We start from the raw sequence: 18,647 nt of genomic DNA, 5'->3' as shown, positions 1-18,647 counted from the left end.
CGGCGCCCCGGCGGCCACGAGCCCAATCTGGCCCCCGGGCTGCTCGCCCTGCTGCGCGCCCGCCACGGGGACTCGGTGACCGCCCGTTCGGTGCTGGCCTGGGCCCTCGCGGCGGCCCGCCACTCCCCCGCCGGATGCGTGGTCCCGCTGCCCGCCGACACCGCGCACTGGTCCGCCGGGGTGGAGCTGGGCCAGGAGCTGCTGCGGCTCCAGCTGCGGGGTGCCCGCGGCGCGGAGCGCCCTCGGCTGCCCGGCGGGCGGCGGCCCTATGTGCGGGCCGCGGTCCCGCCCGTGCCGGACGGGCTGGCCTACGACCCGGACGGCGAGACGCTCACGCTCGGGACGGGCCGTATCTCGCCGGTGCCGGCCGGGGCGTGGGAGTTCCGGGTGGGCGGGGTCCGGATGCTGGAGCTCTGGTTCGACCGGCGGTCGGCGGCCGGCGCGGAGGGCGCGGACGGCCTGGAGGCGGTCCGGCCCCGGGCCTGGCCCCAGGAGTGGACCTCGGAGCTGCTGGAACTGATCACCCTGCTCGCCCTGCTCGACGGACTCCGGCCCCGGCAGGAGGGCCTTGCCGACGGTCCGCAGATCACGGCCGCCGCGCTCCGGGCGGCGGGCGTCCTGCCCGTCGGGGCCACGGCCCGGCGGCCCGCCTCGGTGCTCGACCATCAGGAGGAGGGCCCGGACGGGCAGTTCGCACTCCTGTGACGGCGCGACCCGGCCCGGCCGCTACCGGTCGAAGGAGTCCAGCACCCGGCCGAGCGCCCGGTCGAAGACCCCGTCCAGGTCGATCGGCCCGGGGTCCTCGGCGAATCCCGCCGCCATCCGCGGATACTTCCCGGTCGCGATCTGGCTGATCAGATAGTTCGTGCGCGCGGCGTGCTCCTGCTCCTCGGACCAGGGCAGCGACCGGCTGCGCTCCGCCGTGGCGATCTCGTTGGCCACATAGGTGGTGACCACACTGGTGACCATGGCGATGAGTTCCATCTTCTCGCCGAACCGTGCGTCGACCCCGTCCAGGCAGCTGAGCGAGTACTCCAGATACCGCAAGGCGTTCGGGCTGAAGCCGTACACGGGTGACATCAGCCGGGGCATCCAGGTGTGGCGGCGCATCATCGCGCGGGCCTGATGGGCCAGTGCGACGAGATCGGCGCGCCAGTCGCCGGACGGCTCCGGGAACTCGTACCCGCCGCTGACCGCGTCGAGCATCAGCTCGTACAGGTCCTCCTTGCGCGGCACGTAGTTGTAGAGCGACATCGTGCCGCAGCCGAGCTCCGCCGCGACCTTGCGCATGGACACCGCGTCGAAGCCCTCCGCATCGGCGATACGGACGGCGGCCGCCGCGATGTCCGCTCGGCTGAACGCGGGCCTGGGGCCCCGGCCCGCACGCTCGGGGCGCGCCCAGATCACTTCGGGTACAGCGGGTCGCCCCACCATCGGTCATCACCTCGCCCACCATCGTAGTTACGTACACCGTACGTAGTGCGTTATGGTGACCGCATGACAACTACGTACGCTGTACTTAGTGAAGGTCTGGAGAAGCGCTACGGCGATGTCCACGCGCTGCGCGGGCTCGACCTCGCGGTCGCCGAGGGCACCGTCTGCGGCGTGCTGGGGCCGAACGGCGCGGGCAAGACCACCGCCGTCCGGGTGCTCACCACGTTGACGGCACCGGACGGCGGCAGCGCCCTGGTCGCGGGCCACGACGTGGTGCGCGAGGCGGGCGCGGTGCGCGCGGCGATCGGCGTCACCGGGCAGGACGCCTCGGTCGACGGCGAGCTGTCCGGCCGGCAGAATCTGCGGCTCTTCGCCAAGCTGCAAGGGTTCCGCGGCACCGCGGCACGCACCCGCGCCGACGAACTCCTGGAACGCTTCGAGCTGGCCGAGGCGGCCGACCGCCCGGCCCGCACCTACTCGGGCGGCATGCGCCGCCGTCTCGACCTCGCCGCCAGTCTGCTGACCCGCCCGCGGGTGCTCTTCCTGGACGAGCCGACCACCGGTCTCGACCCGCACAGCCGCAACCAGATCTGGGCGGCGGTACGGGAGCTGGCCGGCCGGGGCACGACCGTGCTGCTCACCACGCAGTACCTGGAGGAGGCCGACCAACTGGCCGACGACATCGTGCTGATCGACCGGGGCCGGGCCGCCCACCGCGGCACCCCCGCCGAGCTGAAGTCCCGCATCGGCAGTTACGCCGAGGTGGTCGTCGCCCACGAGTCGGCGCTGGTCCCGGCGGCCGGCGTGCTCGACCAGCTCACCGGCGCCGAACCGGTGCTCGATCACGAGCGCCGCACCGTGGGCGCCGTCGCGACCGACGCCACGCTCACCCTGCCCCGCATCGTCCGCGAACTCGACGCGGCGGGCGTACCGCTGGTCGACGCGAGCCTGCGCCCGCCGACGCTCGACGAGGTCTTCCTCCGCCTGACCGACCGCGGCGACGGCCGCACCTCCCTGCCCCTGAAGGAGACGGCAGCATGAGCAGCACCGCACTGGCCCACGAACAGACCGTCGCGCCCGCCACCAGCACCCCGATCGCCGACGCCCTGGCCATGCTGGGCCGCCATCTGCAGCGGATCAAAGCGGCGCCGGGCGTAATGATCCTTACCCAGACCATGCCGATCACGATGCTGCTGTTCTTCGGGTACGTGTTCGGCAGCGCCCTGGCCATGCCCGGCCAGGAGTACCGCGCGTTCCTGGTGCCGGGCCTGCTGGCGGCGACGGCGGCCAACGGCATCATGGTCGGGATGTTCCAGGCCTCGCAGGACTGCCACCGCGGGGTGATGGACCGGCTCCGTACGCTGCCGATGAGCCGGGCCGCCGTACCGTTCGGCCAGACCGCGGCCGATCTGCTGACCACGGCCGTCGGCATGATTCCGCTGATCCTGGTCGGACTCGCGGTCGGCTGGCGGATCGAGGGCGGTCCGCTCGCCGCCCTGGGCGCCTTCGGGCTGCTGCTGCTGCTCCGCTTCGCCACGTCCTGGCTGGGCTGCTGGCTGGGCCTGCTGATCCGCAACGAGGAGATCGCCGGTCAGCTGGGCAGCGCCACTTTCATCCTGCCGCTGCTGTCGAGTGCGTACATCCCGACCGACAATCTGCCGGGCTGGCTGCGGACGGTCGCGGAGTGGAACCCGATCAGCGCCATGGCCTCGGCCACCCGCGACCTGTTCGGCAACGCGTCCCCGGCCGCCGACGCGGCCTGGCCGGTAGCCCACCCGGTGGCCGGAACGCTCGCCTGGTCGGTGGTGCTCCTCGCGGTATTCGTGCCGCTGTCCGTGCGGCTTTACGCGCGCGGCGGCGAGTGACCGACGGGCACCGCGCTCACCGAAGCAGCACGCAGGGCCCGGTGCGCCCGCTCACCGGGGCAGCGCGCAGGGCCGGTCCAGGGCGCCGAGCAGGCTGATGAAGCTCGACTCCAGGAAGGCTCCGAGCTCCGTCGGCGCGTCCGGACCACCGCGCGGCCAGCTGGTCACGGCCTCCTCCGCGAACGCCGTCCAGGCCCGTGCGGCGACGGCCAGCCGAGGCGAGTCCGGCATCCCGAGCCGCCGCTGCCCCTCCGCCACCCGCCGGGCGAGGGTGGCCCTGGTTCCGTCGACGATGTCCTCCACCGCGGGATGACTGCCCGCGGCACCGCGGACCAGGGCGAGATAGACCCTGCGGTGCTCCAGCACGTACAGCACGAAACCGGCGATGAACGACCGCAGCCAGGGGACGGGCTCCAGCGAGGGGTCCGGTTCCGTGGCTGCGACGAAGTCGTCGCACTCCTGCTGCACCACGGCGCGGTAGAAGTCGCGCTTGGAGTCGAAATAGTGGAAGAGCAGCCCCCGCGAGATCCCGGCCCGCCGCGCCACGTCGTCCGTGGAGAGTTCGTCCAGTGACCGGTCGGTGAGCATGTCCAGGCCGATGGCGACCAGCTGGGCCCTTCGTTCGTCGGGGCTCAGGCGCGCGGCTCGCTTTTCGGACATACGTCCAGTCTAGAAGTGCTTCGACGCCGAAGTATTTTCGAGACCATGACCGTCACCCTCCGGTGCGCCGCGAACACACCGAAGCGCTGCTGTGGGCCCTGGGGATGACGGGAGGGCGGACAGCAGCGCAGCGCCGGGAACAGCGCGGTCACCCACGGCCCCGAGCGGGGAGCCGGGCGACGGACCCTGGCCGGGGAGCCCGGGCGGAGGACCGGATGAGCGGTCGTGACGGGCCGTCGGTCAGCGGCGGCTGCCGAAGAGCGAGCGCCGGAGTCGTCGCAGCGGCGCGAAGAGCGAGACCCGCGCACTCTTGCTCCGTCGACGGTGGGCGGCATCGCGCGAGGTGAGCTCGCGCATCAGCAACGTCGCCTCCGCGGCTTCCCGCTGCGGCACGGCAGGGCCGCCGAGCACCGCGAGATGGCGGTCGAGGCGCGAACTTGTCGCACCGCTTCCGCATGTGATGGCAGGCACACGCGGCCTGCTCCGCATCGCTATCTGTTCCATGTCACTCCCCACCCGTACGAGGGCACCCGGCCCGGGCAGGTTAACCCTATCGCCCCGCAACGACACCCGTGTATCCCGGTCGCAGGATTGCGCACACACATACGGAGGTTGACACCTCACTCATGAATCCTCCCTATTTCAGGGCGAGTTGGACAGAACGGAAACGGATGGAGGCGCTCCGGACGTGGTCCCGCCACGGGGCCGCGGGCCGTCCGGGGCGCCCCGCCGGACGGAGACCCCGGGCGAACGGGGGTCTCCCGCCCGTCAGACGGCTGGACGGGCCCGGCACATGCGCTGGTGGCGTCAGGCCGCCGAGTTGAAGGCGGGCAGGTAGCCGCCCGACTGTCCGGCGGCGGTGGGGTGGTAGGACTCGCCGATGTTGAGCCAGTTGAGGCTGTGCAGCCAGGCGCTTCCGGAGCAGATCTCGTGACCGGTGAACCCGCCGACGACGTCGGCGTAGGTGAAGCCGTGGTCGGCCGCGCGCTTGGCGGTCGCCGCGTTGAGGTAGTCGGCGGCCCCGTTGATCGCCGAGCGCACCTTGTCGCTCAGACCGACGACACAGCTGCCGCCGATCTTGTAGAAGTGCGGGTAGCCGAACACGACGACACGGGCGGACGGCGCCTTGGCCTGGATCGCCGAGTACACCGAGTCGAGGTTGCCGGGCAGGGTGGTGTCCACATAGCTGCGGGCCGTGGCGATCCGGTTGAGGCAGGTGGCCTCCGACTGGAGGACGCAGGTGGTCATGACGTCGGCGAAGCCCGCGTCATTGCCGCCGATGGAGATCGACACCAGGTCGGTCGAGGAGTTGAGCGGGCCGAGCTGATTGGCCTTCACATCACCCGTACGAGCGCCCGAGCAGGCGACGAAGGAGAACGAGGCGGGCGAGTTGGCGGCGGCCCAGAGGGCGGGATACGCCTTGGTGCTGCGCTTGCAGCCACCACTGGCGCTGTCGTAACTGCCGGAGCCGACACCCGAGGAGTACGAGTCCCCGAGGGCGACGTAGTCGACGGCCTGAACAGACGTTGCGGCGCTGGCGGTGGCCGCTCCGGTCAGAGCGAGTACGGCACCGAGCAGGAGTGAGGACGAGAGCGCCGCGAGTCTGGACATCTTCATGGAACCTCCCTGGGACCGACCGACGGGATCTCCGCCCGGTCTGCCGAGTCCGTGGTAGCAGTACCGGCCCCCTCACCGGAAGTGTGCATGCCAAGTTGCTGCCATGATTTCGAGCTCCCCTCCGCGCTCCCTTGAGACCGCGTCAGTTCCGTGGCCACAACGGGAAAGGGAGGAAGCGGTGAAACCCGGGTGCGCCGGGTATTCCCTTGCCGGATCATGGGCGCCATGTCCGCCAATCCCGAGTCCGCTCTGCCGATCCGGCTCACCGTCGACGACAGCGATTCCCCGTCAGATGTGGTCGACGCGCTGTTCCTCGGCCGTTTCGCGACGGGCGAGCAGCCGTACTCGCACAGCTCCTCCCTGGACCGCGTCAAGGCCGGGGCGACCCTGCTGCCCCCGGCCGCCAAGGTGCTGCGTGCCGCCCGCGACGACGACCGCAGCGCCACGCTCGCCGAGGGCGACGGCTGGACGCTGCTCGTCTCGCGGTGGAACCGCGGCGCCGACGTCACGGTCACCGCGACCAGCCCGGAACTGGCCCAGCGGATCCTCGGCCAGGCGACGGACGGCGCCCTGGACGAACCGGAACCCCAGCCCGAGAACGTGACGATGGGCTTCTGGTACGTCTCCCCGCGCCGCGGCCCGCACCGCACCACCCGGCAGATCGCCGCCGGCACCTGGGACGAGGTCCGCGGCAACTACACGGCGCCGGTGGCCGATGCGATGGACCGGCTGATGAAGGTCACACCCGACGACATCGCGGGCCGGCTGCTCCTGCTGCACGGCCCGCCGGGCACCGGCAAGACGTCCGCGCTGCGCACGCTCGCGCGCTCGTGGCGGGACTGGTGCCAGGTCGACTGCGTGCTCGACCCCGAGCGGCTCTTCAACGACGTCGGCTATCTGATGGACATCGCGATCGGCGAGGACGACGGCACGTCCAAGGGGCGGTGGCGGTTGCTGCTGCTGGAGGACTGCGACGAGCTGATCCGCGGCGAGGCCAAGCACACCGCGGGCCAGGCGCTGTCGCGGCTGCTGAACCTCACCGACGGGCTGCTCGGGCAGGGCCGCAATGTGCTGGTGGGCGTCACCACCAACGAGGACCTGGAGCGGCTCCACCCGGCCGTGGTCAGGCCCGGCCGCTGCCTCGCCCGGATCGAGGTGGGGTCACTGACCCGCGAGGAGGCGGTGACCTGGCTGGGTACGGAGGAAGGGCTCGGCCGCGAGGGCTCGACGCTCGCCGAGCTGTACGCGCTGCGGCGCGGCAGCGGTCCCGCGTCGGTGCCGAAGCAGGACTCCGGGGCGGACGCGGGCCTGTACCTCTGAGCCGGGCGGCTCGCCGCCCCGCTCCCGGCTCACCCCGTCCCGTACGCCGCCCGTACCGCGTCCTGCGCCAGGGACAGCGCCTCGTCCCGGGACAGGCCCAGCCGCCGCGCCTGCTCCGCGTACTCCTGGGCCGCGGCCGCCGCATGACGGTCCGCCGCGTCACCGGCGGCGGCGACGAACGTGCCGTTGCGCCCACGGGTCTCGATCACCCCGTCGGCCTCCAGCGCGCGGTACGCCTTCGCGACGGTGTTCGCGGCGAGGCCCAGCTCCTCGGCGAAGCCGCGCACCGTCGGAAGTCTGAAACCGACGGGCAGCGCGCCGGAGCGGGCCAGTTCGGAGATCTGCGTGCGCAGTTGCTCGTACGGGGCGGTACCGGCATCCGGATCAAGAACGATCTTCAGGGTCACGCCCCGATTCTCCCTCACGCCGGCCTCACCGCCGGAAATTCAGGGGCGCCCGGTGGCGACCCACACGTAACGTCCGGCCCATGACCGTCATCGTTCGCGACTTCCTGCCCGCCGACGCGGAGGACTGGGTACGGGTGCGGCGCGCCGCCGTGCCTTTCTTGGTGAAGACACCCGAGTCCGTCACCTTCGAACACGCCTCGGCCCACCCCGACAAGCGTTCCCGGCTGCTGGTCGCCGAGGAGGACGGGGAACTCATCGGGACCGCGCAGGTGGGTCTCGCCCACGACAGTCCCGAACCCGGTCAGGGGTTCTGCAACACGTACATGCATCCGGACCGTACCGGGCGCGGGGCGGGTGCGCTGCTGGTGCGCACGGCCGAGGAGCATCTGGCGCGGGAGGGCGCGACCGCGATCTACACCTGGGTGCTCGACACCCCGTCGAATCTGGCCTTCGCCGAGAAGCGCGGCTATGCGCCGAGCCGTCCGGCGCACTTCCTCCACCTCGATCTGGCGGGCAAACCGCTGCCGCCCCGTCAGGAGCTCCCGCCGGGCGTCGAGCTGCGTACCGGCGCGGACTTCGCGGACGACCCGCGCCCGCTCTTCGAGGCGGACGCCGAGACCACGGCCGACGAGCCGGGCGACGTCCCGGCGGAACTGTCCGACTACGAGGACTGGCTCAATCACACCTGGCGCGTCCCCGGGCTCGACCACGAGCTCACCTCGGTCGCGGTGGTGGACGGGGAAGTGGCGGCGTTCAGTGCCGCGCAGACCGATGGCCCGACCCGGTACTGGTCCGGGATGACCGGCACCCGCCGGGCGTACCGCAACCGCGGCCTGGCCAAGCTCGTCAAGAACGACTCGCTGCACCGGGCGCGCGCCGCCGGGTACACGGACGCGTACACCGGCAACGACGCGGACAACGGGCCGATGCTGGCGATCAATCGATGGTTCGGCTACGAGATCTGTGCCACGGAGGTGCGCCATGTCCGCAAGCTCGGCTGAGACCGCTCTGGTGGTCGCCCTGGTGAAGGCGGGGCGGACCAAGATCCGCTACCCGGCGGATGTGGTCCGCGACGACGGCACCCGGGTGACGGTGCGTGCGCCGTGGGCGGCGCCGGGGGTCCGTGACTTCGGCTTCGTGCGGTTCGAGCCGGGCGATGTGTTCACCGAGCACTACTGGCGCGACCGCTGGTTCGCCGTGAAGGAGGTCCGTACCGGCGCGGGCGGGCTCAAGGGCTGGTACTGCGACATCACCCGCCCCGCGGTGCTGCGGGACGGGGAGCTCCTGGTGGAGGACCTGGACCTCGATCTGTGGGTGTCGGCGGACGGCTCGTCCGTACTGCGGCTGGACGAGGACGAGTTCGAGGAGAGCGGTCTCGCCGGACGCGATCCGGCGGCGGCCGACGCGGCACGCCGGGCGCTGGACGAACTGGAGCACCTGGCCCGCACGGAGGGTCTCGTGTCGTTGCTGAACTGACCCGGGGGCGGCAGGTGCTCCGGCCGGCCCCGCCCTACTCCCGGCGCCGCGCCCACACGTCGGTGTACGGCGCCGGTTTCTCAGGGGCCGGGCGGGTCTGCCGGACTCCGGCGACCAGCTCCACCTCGTACCCCGCGGCGTCCTCCAGGTAGGCGGCGATGTGTCCTTCGCCGCCCGCGTGCGGGTAGCGGTCCGCGAAGAGCGGCCGCCAGCCGTGGTCCGGGGCTCTGGCCACCAGTGCGTCGAGGGCGGCCCGGTCACGGACGTGGAACGCGAGGTGGTTGAGCCCGGGACGGCGGCGGTCGTGCGGTCCCGGGGTCAGATCGGGCGACCGCTCGACCACCACATAGCTGTCGCCGCGCCGCCAGCTCCGCCCGTTCTCCCAGCGCTGGTACGGGACATGGCCCAGCTCGCCGAGCAGCCAGCCCCACCCCCGCTCGGCCACCGCCAGATCGGGCACCCACAGCTCGATGTGGTGCACCCCGCCGGTGTTGGACCGGGCGGCGGGCAGCGGAACGGCGCGGCGGATGCCGTGCGGCTGGTACGCCACGGTGTCGCCGTCCTCGTGCCAGTGGATCAGGAAGTGCTCCCCCGCCCGGTAGCCTTCGAGCCCCGCCCGGCAGTAGGCGACGATGTCGTCCGGGAGGGCGTCCAGCGGGAACCATGCCAGCTCGGAGCACTTGTCCGGCTCGCGGTTGTACGGCGGGCGGTCGGGGTCGTGCTCCGCCTCGAAGAACCAGCCGGTCCGGGGAGCGCCGCCGGGACCGCGGTGCTGCATGACCAGGGCGACCCGCAGCTCGTCCGGGCCGAGTTGGACACCGATCTCCTCGGCGGCCTCACGGATCATCGCCGCACGGACGTCCTCGCCGTCCTCGACATGTCCGGACGGGCCGTTGAACAGCCCGTCCGCGTATCCCGTGCCGGCCCGGCGGGCGAGCAGGACCTCGGGGCCGCGGCGGAGGATCAGATGCACATCGACGACCTCGGTGTGCCGGTGCGGCGGTTCGGCGCGGGCCACCAGGGCGTAGCGCTCGTCGTCGACCTGCTTGCCCCACAGGTCCGGATCGTCGGAGAGCCGCTCGTGGTGGATGCGTTCGGTGAGTTCCGAGAGGAGTCCGGTCAGTTGCCCGGCAGAGAGGCCGACCCCGCCCCAGACTCCTTCGACCAGGATCAGCCGGCCGCCGGGCCGCAACAGGGTGAACCAGTGCCGCAGGGCGGCCGCCGGGTCGGGCAGCAGCCACACCACGTGTCTGGCCATGATCACGTCGAACCGCTGATTGCCGACCGGTGGCGTGGCCGCGTCCCCGAGAAGGACCCCGGTGCCCGTCCCGGCGAGCTTGGCCCGGGCCTGCTCCACCATGCGCGGGGAGCGGTCGACGGCGGTGACCCGGTGGCCCTGCCCGGCGACGAGCAGGGCCAGGCTCCCGGTGCCGCACCCGAGGTCGAGCACCTCGGAGCGTCCGGCGGGCAGCCAGCTCTCCAACCGCTGCGCCCAGCCGTGCCGGACCACCGGGTCGAGCAGCCCGTGGTCGGGTTCCTCGTCGAAGGAGTCGGCCGCGGAATCCCAGTCGATCGTCGTCATGGGTAGATCGTGCCAGCCGCCGCTGACAGCCGGGCCCCTCGGTACGAGGGATCCGCCGGTACGAGGGGTCCCTCGGCCGGGACGCCCGGACCCCTCGTACCGCCGCTTCCCCTACCCGATGACCGAGGCGCAGGTGGTGGGGGTGGCGTGCGCCGGGTCCAGGGCGTTCGCCACCTCGTGGTAGGCGATCCGGTCGACGGTGCCGATCGCCACGTGCTCGGAGAGGTCGACCGGACACAGGTCCTGGAGCAGGACGTTGCGCACGTCCGGCCCGTCCAGGAACTGCGTGCGGTACGGGGTCACGACCTCGTCGTACCTGGTCGCGATGACGGTGTAGTGCACTCCGGGCACGGTGTCGGGGACCGAGTTGAGCTTGGTGATGAACGGGGAGCCCGCCACCTGGTCGGCGAGACCGGGTGTGTTGGCGTTCAGCAGGTCCTCCGCTCCGGGGAAGTACGGCAGCAGTTTCGTCAGACCGAGCAGGGTGGTGCCGTGGTTGTCGGGGGCGAGCCCGATCAGGGCGTTCACCTCGGCGGCCCCGCCGAGGAACTTCAGGTAGTAGTTCGGCATCATGCCGCCCTGGGAGTGGCCCACCAGGTCGGCCTTGTCCGCGCCGGTGGCGGCGAGCACCTTGTCGACGAACGAGGCGAGCTGTCCGGCCGACTTGTCGACCGGGCCGAGGCCGTTGAAGACGGGCACACCGGGCAGCTGCCCGTAGTCGAGCGAGTAGACGCAGTAGCCCCGGTTGACGAGGTAGGGGGCGAGGACCAGCCAGTTGTCGATCGAGTTCCCGAGGGTTCCGTGGACGAGGACGACGGGGCGGGGATGGGCCGCGGAGGGCTTGCAGGAGTAGTCGTTCCAGCCACGGGAGGTGGCCGTGGCGGCGGTGGGGGTGGCTGCAGCGGCAGTGGCCGTGGGGGTGGCGGCTGCGGCGACGGCGAGGAGCAGTGCGGCGAGGGTTCTCCGCGCACGTGGGGTACGCGGCGCACGTGTCCGGGGCAGCATCGTGTGGTCTCCTTGCGGATCAAGGGAGTTGCGATGTCTGTGCACCCTGCGGCCCGGACCACAAGTTCTGACTGCTGGTTCTTCCGTGTTCCCGTGCCAAATTACGCGCGAGTAAGGTGGCGTGGGAAGTTACGCGTCGGTAAAAAGTGACGATCCCTCAATCGGGCAGGCCGGAAGGGGTGATCAGGCCGCGAGCCGCCCCGGCAGCACGGCCCGTGGGCCGTACCTGGCCCGCAGCCGGTCCGCCACCGCCTCGATCCGGCGCGCCCGCTCGTCCACCGGGTCGAACGACAGCTGGTGCGCGGCCCGTTCGCCGTCCATCAGCCCCTCCGCGCGCAGCGCGATCCCCCGCACCCGGGCCCGCTGCAGGGCGAACGAGTCATGGATCCGGTACGCGAGCGCGGTGAGCGCCGCGGAGTGGGCGGTGGGTTCCCGGAGCGTACGGCTGCGGGTCAACGTCGAGTATCCGGTCCGGTCGGCGTAGCGCACGGAGACCGCGAGGCCACGGCAGACCTGCCCGTCCGCGCGCATCCTGGCCCCCAGCTCCTCGGTGAGCGACATGAGTGCGCGGCGCTGCCGTTCCCGGTCCAGCTCGTCGCGCGGGAAGGACCGTTCGGCGGCGATCGACCGGGCCGCGGCGCCCGGCACGACCGCCGTACGGTCGATGCCGCGGGCCCGCTCCCACAGTTCGCGTCCGGTCCGTACGCCGGTGATCCGCTGCAGGGTGACGAGCGGGGCCGCCGCGATCCGGCCGACGGAGTCGAGCCCGTACCCGCACAGGGTGCGGGCCGTCGCCGCGCCGATACCGTCCAGCGCCGTGGCCGGCCGGTCCGCGAGGAACTCCGCTCCCCCGCCCCCGGGCACCACGAAGGTCGTCCCGGGCCCGGCCTGCCGGGCCGCCGTCCGGGCCAGCATCGGGTTCTCCGCCGCCCCGATCGCGCAGTCCACGCCGTGCAGGGCGAGCGCGCGGATCCGGATCACCGAGGCCAGCCCCTTCACGTCCTGCCCGAAGTAGCGCAGCGCGCCGCGCACATCGGCGAGCGCCCCGTCGGGCGGGGCCGCCTCGACCACCGGGGTGAACGCGCCGAGCAGGGCGAGCAGCCCCTCGTAGCCGGCGCTGTCCGGGAGGCCGCCGCCGACCTTGCGGAACCGCAGGTACAGGATTCCCGGTACCTCGTGTGCGGTGCTCATCCCGCGCTCCCCGGGCTCTGGTGCCACAGCTTCCGGCCGGTGGCGATGCCCTCGCCGGGCGGCTGGAGGTCGGCCCAGGGGTTCATCTCGTATCCGGTGGGCAGCTGGATGCGACGCCCTCCGTCCCCGGGAGCCTCCTCGGCCGGAGCCTGCGCCAGCCGGTCCGCGACCGCGTCGAGTCCGCCGGTACGCCGCAGCTCGGCCAGCTCCGCCAGATTCCAGGCGGCCGCGCCGACCACGCTCAGGCTCCGCGGTCCGCGTCGCTGCACCACTCCGCGCACCAGCAGCAGCCAGGAGTGGAAGACGGTGTGCGCGCAGGCGGCATGGCTGTCGTCGAAGAAGGCCAGGTCGACCAGGCCCGTGCCGTCGTCCAGGGTGGTGAAGACGACCCGGCGGCCGGAGCGGACCGGCGGGGTCTGGGTGGCCGCCTTGGCGCCCGCGACCAGCACGGTGTCCCCGTACCGGGCCTCGCGCAGCCGCTTGGCGGAGACCGCGCCGAGTTCCTTCAGGAAGGCGTGGTGATCGTCCATCAGATGGCGGGAGACATCCATGCTCAGGACGCCCAGTTCGGCGCTGAGCCGTTCCGCGTCGTCGAGGTCGGGCAGGCCGATGGAGCCGGTCCGGTGCCCGCCGCCGAGGGGGAGCTGCGCGCCGGAGCCGCCGGAGCCCGCGCCCCGCTGGGCGCGGTGCAGTTCGGACAGGTGCAGCAGCAGATCGCGCCGGTTGGCGCCGAACGCGTCCAACGCGCCCACCCGGGCCAGCCGTTCGGCGGCCGGCCGGCCCGGCCTGGCGCGCTGCCAGAAGTCCAGCAGCGAGGTGTAGGGCTGTCCGGCCTCGATCCGGGCGACCTCGGCCTCGCTGATGCCATGGACGTCCGAGAGCGCGAGCCGCACCCCCCAGACACCCTTCCCCTTCCCGTCATCAGACACCAGTTCGATTCGATGAGCGGCCGCCGACCGGTTCACGTCCAGCCCCAGCACCGGCACCCCGCGCCGCCGTGCGTCCGCGAGCAGCAGCCGCTTCGGGTACATCCCGGGGTCATGGGTGAGCAGCCCGGCGTAGAAGGCCGCCGGATGGTGCGCCTTGAGCCATGCCGACTGGTACGTCGGCACCGCGAAGGCGACCGCGTGCGCCTTGCAGAAGCCGTAACTGCCGAACGCCTCGATGATCTCCCAGGTCCGGGCCGTCACTTCGGCGTCGTACCCCTTCTCCGCCGCCCGCCGCGCGAACCAGGTCTCGATCCGGCCCTGCGAGTCGGGGTCGGAGAGCCCGCGCCGCACCCGGTCGGCCTCGTCCCGGCCGCAGCCGGTCATGATGTCGACCATCTCGATGATCTGCTCGTGGAAGACGACCACTCCGTACGTCTCGCGCAGCGGTCCCTCCAGGTCGGGGTGCGGGTAGCGCACGGGGGCCCGGCCGTGCCGGGCCTCGATGAACGGCCGCACCATGTCGGCGGCGACCGGACCGGGGCGGAACAGCGAGATGTCGACCACCAGGTCGTGGAAGCCGGCGGGCTGGAGCCTGCCGACCAGATCGCGCTGGCCCGGCGACTCGATCTGGAAGCAGCCCAGCGTCTCGGCGCTCCTGATCAGCCGGTACGTCTCCGGGTCGTCCGGCGGCACGGCGTCCAGGTCCACGTCCTGCCCCGAGGCCCGCCCGATCTCCGCGACCGCGTGCGCCATCGCCGACTGCATCCGCACGCCCAGCACATCGAGCTTGAGCAGCCCCAGGTCCTCCACGTCCTCCTTGTCGAACTGCACCATCGGGAAGCCGTCGCCACTGGTGGGCACGACGGGCGCACGGCGCAGCAGCGTGGCGTCCGAGAGGAGCACCCCGCACGGATGCATGGCGATGCCGCGCGGCAGTGCGTCCAGCGCCTCCACCAGCTCCCAGAGCCGCCCGTACCGGTCCTTCTCCCGCGCCACTTCACGCAGTTCGGGCAGTTCCTCCATGGCCGCGCGGGCGTCGCGGGCCCGGATGTGCGGGAAGGCCTTGGCGAGCCGGTCGGTCTCGGCCGGGTCCATGGAGAGCGCGGCGCCCACGTCCCGGATGGCGTGGCGCACCCGGTAGGTCTCGGGCATGGCGACGGTCGCGACCCGCTCGGTGCCGAAGCGTCCGATGATCGCGCGGTAGACGTCGAGCCTGCGGGCGGACTCCACGTCGATGTCGATGTCGGGCAGCACGAAGCGGCGCCTGGAGAGGAAGCGCTCCATCAGCAGCCCGTGCTCGACCGGGTCGGCGTGGGCGATCCCGAGGAGGTGGTTGACCAGGGAGCCCGCACCGGAGCCCCGGGCGGCTACCCGTACCTTCATCTCCTTTATGTCATCCACGACTTGAGCGACCGTCAGGAAGTAGGAGGCGAAGCCGTGGTAGCCGATGATGTCCAGCTCCTGGTGCATCCGCTCCCAGTAGTCGCGCCTGCGGTCGTAGCCGCGCAGCACCATGCCGGCGGCGGCGCGGGAGGCCAGTACCCGCTGGGCGGTGCGCCGCCCGGCGCCGACGAGCTCCGGTTCGGGGAAGTGGACGGCGCCGAGGCCGAGATCACCCTCGGGGTCGACGACGCAGGCGTCGGCGGTGCGCCGGGTCTCCGCGAGCAGCCGCGCCCCGGCGCCTTGGCCGAGCCCGGCGGCGGAGGCGATCCGCCCGGCGGTCTCCGCCATCGCGCGGGCGTCCTTCAGCCAGCGCTCCCCGCTGTCGAGCGGGGCGCGGCGGGGGTCGACAGGGACCAGTCCGCGGGCCGCGTCGAGCACATCGGCGACCGGGCCCTGCCCGGCGTCGGCGTACCGGACGGCGTTGGTCAGCACGGCCCGCACCCCTTGCTCGGCGGCGAGGCCGACGGTACGGGCGGCGAGCCGCAGCGAGCCGGGTCCGGTGCCCTCGCGGCCGTGGTGTACGGCTTCGAGGCGCAGATCGTCGCCGTAGATCTCCCGCCAGCCGGCGAGCAGTGCGGCGGCCCGGTCCGGGCGGCCGGCGGCCAGCGCCCTGCCGACGTCGGAGGCGGGGCCGAGCAGCACGGTGAGCCCTTCGGCGGGCAGTTCGGACCGGCCGACCAGGGGCTGTCCGGCACCGTCGGGCGCGGGGGCGTGGGCTGCGGTGACGAGACGGCACAGCTCCGCCCAGCCCCGGGCGCCGTCCCGGGCGAGGAAGGTGGCCCTGGGTGCGGATTCGTCGACGAAGGCGCCGCCGCGGACCGGGGTGCGCGGCCGCTGCGTACGTCCGCTCCCTCTCGTATGCTCCGCCACCGCGAGCTCCACCCCGAAGAGCGGCCGCACCCCGGCCTGCCCGCAGGCCTTGGCGAAGCGGACCGCGCCCGCGAGCGTGTCGCGATCGGTCAGCGCCAGCGCGTCCATCCCCCGCTGGGCGGCGCGCTCCGCCAGCCGCTCCGGGTGCGAGGCCCCGTACCGCAGGGAGAACCCGGAAACGGTATGCAGATGCGTGAACCCGGGCATCTGCACCTCCTGGACCGATCCGTACTCACCACCCCCTCGCTCTCCACCATAGACCAAGTTTCGAACATTCGTACGATACCCGGAGTGCGGAACCGTCCCGGCCCCGGACCGGTGGCCGGCCAGGGGCACGGTCAGCCATATGGCCCAGCCCCGCCTGCACGAACAACCGGCGCCCCGGAGCGTGGGGGCATGACTTTCGTCGACGAGGTGAAGAACGCCGTCACTCCACGGGCCGCCCTGCTCGTCATCGGTGTGCTCGGACTGCAGCTGCTGTTCATCGCCTCCTACGTCGGGGCGCTGCACAAACCGAAGCCGACGGACGTACCCTTCGGCGTCGTCGCGCCCCGGCAGATCTCCGCGGAGCTCCTCACCGAGCTGAAGAGTCTTCCCGGCGGCCCACTGGACCCCCGCGCGGTCACCGACGCGGCCACGGCCCGCGAACAGATCCTCGACCGCGAGATCGACGGCGCCCTGATCGTCAACCCCAAGGGCACGACCGACACCCTGCTGGTCGCCTCCGGCGGCGGCGCCTCGATGTCCAGCGCCCTGACAAAGATCATCACAGAGGTCGACCGGACCCAGCAGCGCACGGTCCGGTCCGTGGACCTGGCCCCGGCCTCCGACCAGGACTTCAACGGGATCTCGTCGTTCTACCTGGTCGTGGGCTGGTGCGTCGGCGGCTACCTCTGCGCCTCGATCCTGGCGATCAGCGCGGGCGCCAAGCCCGCCAACCGTCAGCGCGCGGTGATCCGGACCGGCGTCATGGCGCTGTACTCGGTCGTGGGCGGGATCGGCGGCGCGATCATCATCGGCCCGATCCTCGGCGCCCTGCCCGGAAGCTTCTGGGGCCTGTCGGGCCTGGGCGCGCTGACCGTCTTCGCGGTCGGCATGATCACCCTCGCCCTCCAGGCCCTCACCGGCATCGTCGGCATCGGCCTGGCCGTCCTGGTCGTGGTGATCGCGGGCAACCCGAGCGCCGGCGGCGCCTACCCGCTGCCGATGCTCCCGGACTTCTGGCGGGCGATCGGTCCCGCACTGCCGCCCGGGGCGGGCACCTGGGTCGCCCGCTCGATCGCCTACTTCAAGGGCAACGCGGTCACCGGACCCCTGCTGGTGCTGTCCGCGTGGGCGGTGGTGGGCACGGTCGTCACGCTCCTGGTCGCCATGCGCCGCAAACCGGAGGAACTCACCGGCGAGCGGGCACCGTTCGGCTCGACGTCCGGCTGACCTCCCCCGGGCCCCTTCACACCTGGAGGCGCTGAAGCACCCCTCGGCGCTGGAGCTCCACCATGTGATCGGCCGCCCGCTGCGGCGCCCGGCCGCCACGGGCCAGGACTCCCGCCTCGATGTTCCGCCGGGCGGCGGACTCCGTGAGGTTCGCGCTCCCCAGGAAGAGAACCCGGCGATCGGCGACAGCGAGTTTCGCGTGCCGGCCCGCGTGGCCGTCGGAGGCCGGGTCGCGCACCCAGTGCCACAGACACAGTCCGGGTATCGACGCTACGGGCTGCCGCCCACCCGCGCACCATGCCAGGATCCGCTCGACGCGGTCACCCGAGTGACCGTGCCAGCTTCTCCAGCCTGCGGGCGAGTCCATCCCCCTGGGCCGCGACCTTCGTGGCCTTGCCGGACCAGAAGTCCGAGCCCGTCAGCCGCCCGTACCGCTCGATCCACCCTGCGGCCTCGCGGTCCATCCGCTCGGCCTTCATCCGTACGTCGGCGTCCGCCGGTGCCGCGAGAACGTTCAGCTCGTCCACCAGGCGCTGGACCTTCCGCACGAGCGGGCTGGTGCGCCGACCGGACCGGCGGTCCGCCCCAGCGGTGGACCGCCGCTCGGGAGCGACCACCGAAGGCCCCGGAGCCGTCTCCACGACGGGGCGACGGCTCGCACGCCTCCGCCTTTCCACGCCCGGAACCCGCAACCCCTCGGGCGTCATCGCACAGGCGTCGAGCGGCACCCAATCGGTACTGCTCCGCGCTCCCTCGGCCCTGATCCGGATACGCCGCGCCACCCCCTGCGTCTCGAAGCGGAAGCGGAGCACGTGGCCGACTCTCTCGTACATCTCCTCCATGGTCTCCGGATGGGCGGAGCCCGGCCCGAAGACCCAGTCCAGGCTTTCCGCATCGCGTTCCAGTTCCTCGCTCGCCGAACACCACTCGGGATGCGTCAGCCGCCGGAACTGGAAACGCACCCGCTGCCGGCTGTCACGGACCCGGAAGTCGACGGCGTCACCCGGGCCCGAACCCTGATCGCGCAGCACGGCCCGCGCGTCGACACCGCTCCTGCGGGCCCAGAGGGCGAGGTCCTGCTTGATGAAGAGGTGGTCCGCGCTGTTCGCACCGTTGGCCTTGCGGTGGCAGGAGGTGTGCGGCGCGTGGGCGAAGTGGCAGACCTTGTCCACATAGAGACGGTCGGACAACTTACTGCCGCAGCCGCCGAGTTGAGTGCCGCACCAGTAGGTGTACGCAGGATGCCGCCGCCGCAGACGCCGGAGCTCGTCGGCCTCCTGCGGCAGCACGATGCCCAGGCCCGATGCGGCGCTCCCGATGACCGCGGTCTGCACCAGCCGGCGATCCGACTCGGCCATGACACCCCTCCCCCCGACAGTTCACACAACCCACTCTCACCAGCACAGACATTGAA

The 18,647-nt window shown here is 72.4% G+C and carries 18 protein-coding genes; 7 read left to right on the top strand and 11 right to left on the bottom strand.

The features are described 5' to 3' along the window. Positions 1–705, top strand: a 705-nt coding sequence (locus ABZY11_RS22465; RefSeq protein WP_356480842.1) for a type ISP restriction/modification enzyme, incomplete at its 5' end; no start/stop codon positions are given. Between the two features lie 21 nt (positions 706–726). Here ABZY11_RS22465 and ABZY11_RS22460 read toward each other — a convergent pair. Further along, positions 727–1,434, bottom strand: a complete 708-nt coding sequence (locus ABZY11_RS22460; protein ID WP_356480841.1) for a TetR/AcrR family transcriptional regulator — start codon at positions 1,432–1,434, stop codon at positions 727–729. A 63-nt stretch (positions 1,435–1,497) separates the two neighbouring features. Between ABZY11_RS22460 and ABZY11_RS22455 the strand changes: the two genes are divergently transcribed. Together ABZY11_RS22455 and ABZY11_RS22450 are read left to right on the top strand one after the other, a co-directional pair. Further along, complete coding sequence (locus ABZY11_RS22455; protein WP_356480840.1) at positions 1,498–2,475, top strand: ATP-binding cassette domain-containing protein; 978 nt, start codon at positions 1,498–1,500, stop codon at positions 2,473–2,475. Positions 2,476–2,546: 71 nt separating this feature from the next. Next, positions 2,547–3,299 carry an ABC transporter permease gene (locus ABZY11_RS22450; RefSeq protein ID WP_356480843.1) on the top strand — a complete coding sequence of 251 codons (753 nt, stop codon included), beginning with the start codon at positions 2,547–2,549 and terminating at the stop codon, positions 3,297–3,299. A 51-nt stretch (positions 3,300–3,350) separates the two neighbouring features. Here the strand turns inward: ABZY11_RS22450 and ABZY11_RS22445 are convergent, their stop codons facing one another. From ABZY11_RS22445 to ABZY11_RS22435, 3 genes are all read right to left on the bottom strand, one after another. Continuing rightward, a complete protein-coding gene (locus tag ABZY11_RS22445) occupies positions 3,351–3,959 on the bottom strand; it encodes a TetR/AcrR family transcriptional regulator (protein WP_356480839.1) in 609 nt (202 codons plus the stop codon). A gap of 240 nt (positions 3,960–4,199) precedes the next feature. Further along, positions 4,200–4,463: a hypothetical protein gene (locus ABZY11_RS22440; RefSeq protein WP_206433474.1), complete on the bottom strand. Its 264-nt coding sequence runs from the start codon at positions 4,461–4,463 to the stop codon at positions 4,200–4,202. A gap of 303 nt (positions 4,464–4,766) precedes the next feature. Further along, on the bottom strand, positions 4,767–5,576 hold the full coding sequence (locus ABZY11_RS22435; protein WP_356480838.1) for an SGNH/GDSL hydrolase family protein: 810 nt from the start codon (positions 5,574–5,576) through the stop codon (positions 4,767–4,769). 216 nt (positions 5,577–5,792) lie between these two features. Between ABZY11_RS22435 and ABZY11_RS22430 the strand changes: the two genes are divergently transcribed. Beyond that, on the top strand, positions 5,793–6,896 hold the full coding sequence (locus ABZY11_RS22430; RefSeq protein ID WP_356480837.1) for a DUF5925 domain-containing protein: 1,104 nt from the start codon (positions 5,793–5,795) through the stop codon (positions 6,894–6,896). A 29-nt stretch (positions 6,897–6,925) separates the two neighbouring features. Here ABZY11_RS22430 and ABZY11_RS22425 read toward each other — a convergent pair whose 3' ends face one another. Continuing rightward, entirely contained in the window at positions 6,926–7,303 is a 378-nt protein-coding gene (locus ABZY11_RS22425; protein ID WP_356480836.1) for a GntR family transcriptional regulator, read from the bottom strand. A gap of 80 nt (positions 7,304–7,383) precedes the next feature. Between ABZY11_RS22425 and ABZY11_RS22420 the strand changes: the two genes are divergently transcribed. Continuing rightward, a complete protein-coding gene (locus tag ABZY11_RS22420; RefSeq protein WP_356480835.1) occupies positions 7,384–8,304 on the top strand; it encodes a GNAT family N-acetyltransferase in 921 nt (306 codons plus the stop codon). Further along, positions 8,285–8,779: a DUF402 domain-containing protein gene (locus ABZY11_RS22415; protein ID WP_356480834.1), complete on the top strand. Its 495-nt coding sequence runs from the start codon at positions 8,285–8,287 to the stop codon at positions 8,777–8,779. The genes ABZY11_RS22420 and ABZY11_RS22415 overlap by 20 nt, the downstream gene beginning before the upstream one ends. A 34-nt stretch (positions 8,780–8,813) precedes the next feature. On the opposite strand, the gene ABZY11_RS22410 is transcribed toward ABZY11_RS22415, so the two are convergent. The 4 genes from ABZY11_RS22410 to ABZY11_RS22395 form a co-directional block, all read right to left on the bottom strand. Next, complete coding sequence (locus ABZY11_RS22410) at positions 8,814–10,361, bottom strand: trifunctional class I SAM-dependent methyltransferase/NUDIX hydrolase/VOC family protein (RefSeq protein ID WP_356480833.1); 1,548 nt, start codon at positions 10,359–10,361, stop codon at positions 8,814–8,816. 111 nt (positions 10,362–10,472) lie between these two features. After that, the gene (locus tag ABZY11_RS22405) at positions 10,473–11,366 is read right to left on the bottom strand and encodes an alpha/beta fold hydrolase (RefSeq protein ID WP_356480832.1); all 894 of its coding nucleotides are present in this window, start codon (positions 11,364–11,366) and stop codon (positions 10,473–10,475) included. A 183-nt stretch (positions 11,367–11,549) separates the two neighbouring features. Then, the gene (locus ABZY11_RS22400; protein WP_356480831.1) at positions 11,550–12,557 is read right to left on the bottom strand and encodes a hypothetical protein; all 1,008 of its coding nucleotides are present in this window, start codon (positions 12,555–12,557) and stop codon (positions 11,550–11,552) included. Continuing rightward, positions 12,554–16,006, bottom strand: a complete 3,453-nt coding sequence (locus tag ABZY11_RS22395; protein WP_356480830.1) for a DNA polymerase III subunit alpha — start codon at positions 16,004–16,006, stop codon at positions 12,554–12,556. Before ABZY11_RS22395 ends, ABZY11_RS22400 begins: the two co-directional genes overlap by 4 nt. Positions 16,007–16,195: 189 nt before the next feature. Between ABZY11_RS22395 and ABZY11_RS22390 the strand changes: the two genes are divergently transcribed. After that, positions 16,196–17,233, top strand: a complete 1,038-nt coding sequence (locus ABZY11_RS22390) for a DUF3533 domain-containing protein (RefSeq protein WP_356480829.1) — start codon at positions 16,196–16,198, stop codon at positions 17,231–17,233. Positions 17,234–17,249: 16 nt separating this feature from the next. On the opposite strand, the gene ABZY11_RS22385 is transcribed toward ABZY11_RS22390, so the two are convergent. Further along, positions 17,250–17,471, bottom strand: coding sequence for a phospholipase D-like domain-containing protein (locus ABZY11_RS22385; RefSeq protein WP_356480828.1), 222 nt, complete (start codon positions 17,469–17,471; stop codon positions 17,250–17,252). An 82-nt stretch (positions 17,472–17,553) separates the two neighbouring features. Beyond that, entirely contained in the window at positions 17,554–18,591 is a 1,038-nt protein-coding gene (locus ABZY11_RS22380; protein WP_356480827.1) for a hypothetical protein, read from the bottom strand. Positions 18,592–18,647 lie beyond the last annotated feature (56 nt).

The organism is Streptomyces sp. NPDC006510, from assembly GCF_040611955.1.
In the GTDB taxonomy this organism is placed as follows: domain Bacteria; phylum Actinomycetota; class Actinomycetes; order Streptomycetales; family Streptomycetaceae; genus Streptomyces.
This window is presented reverse-complemented; position numbering and strand designations above follow the sequence as displayed.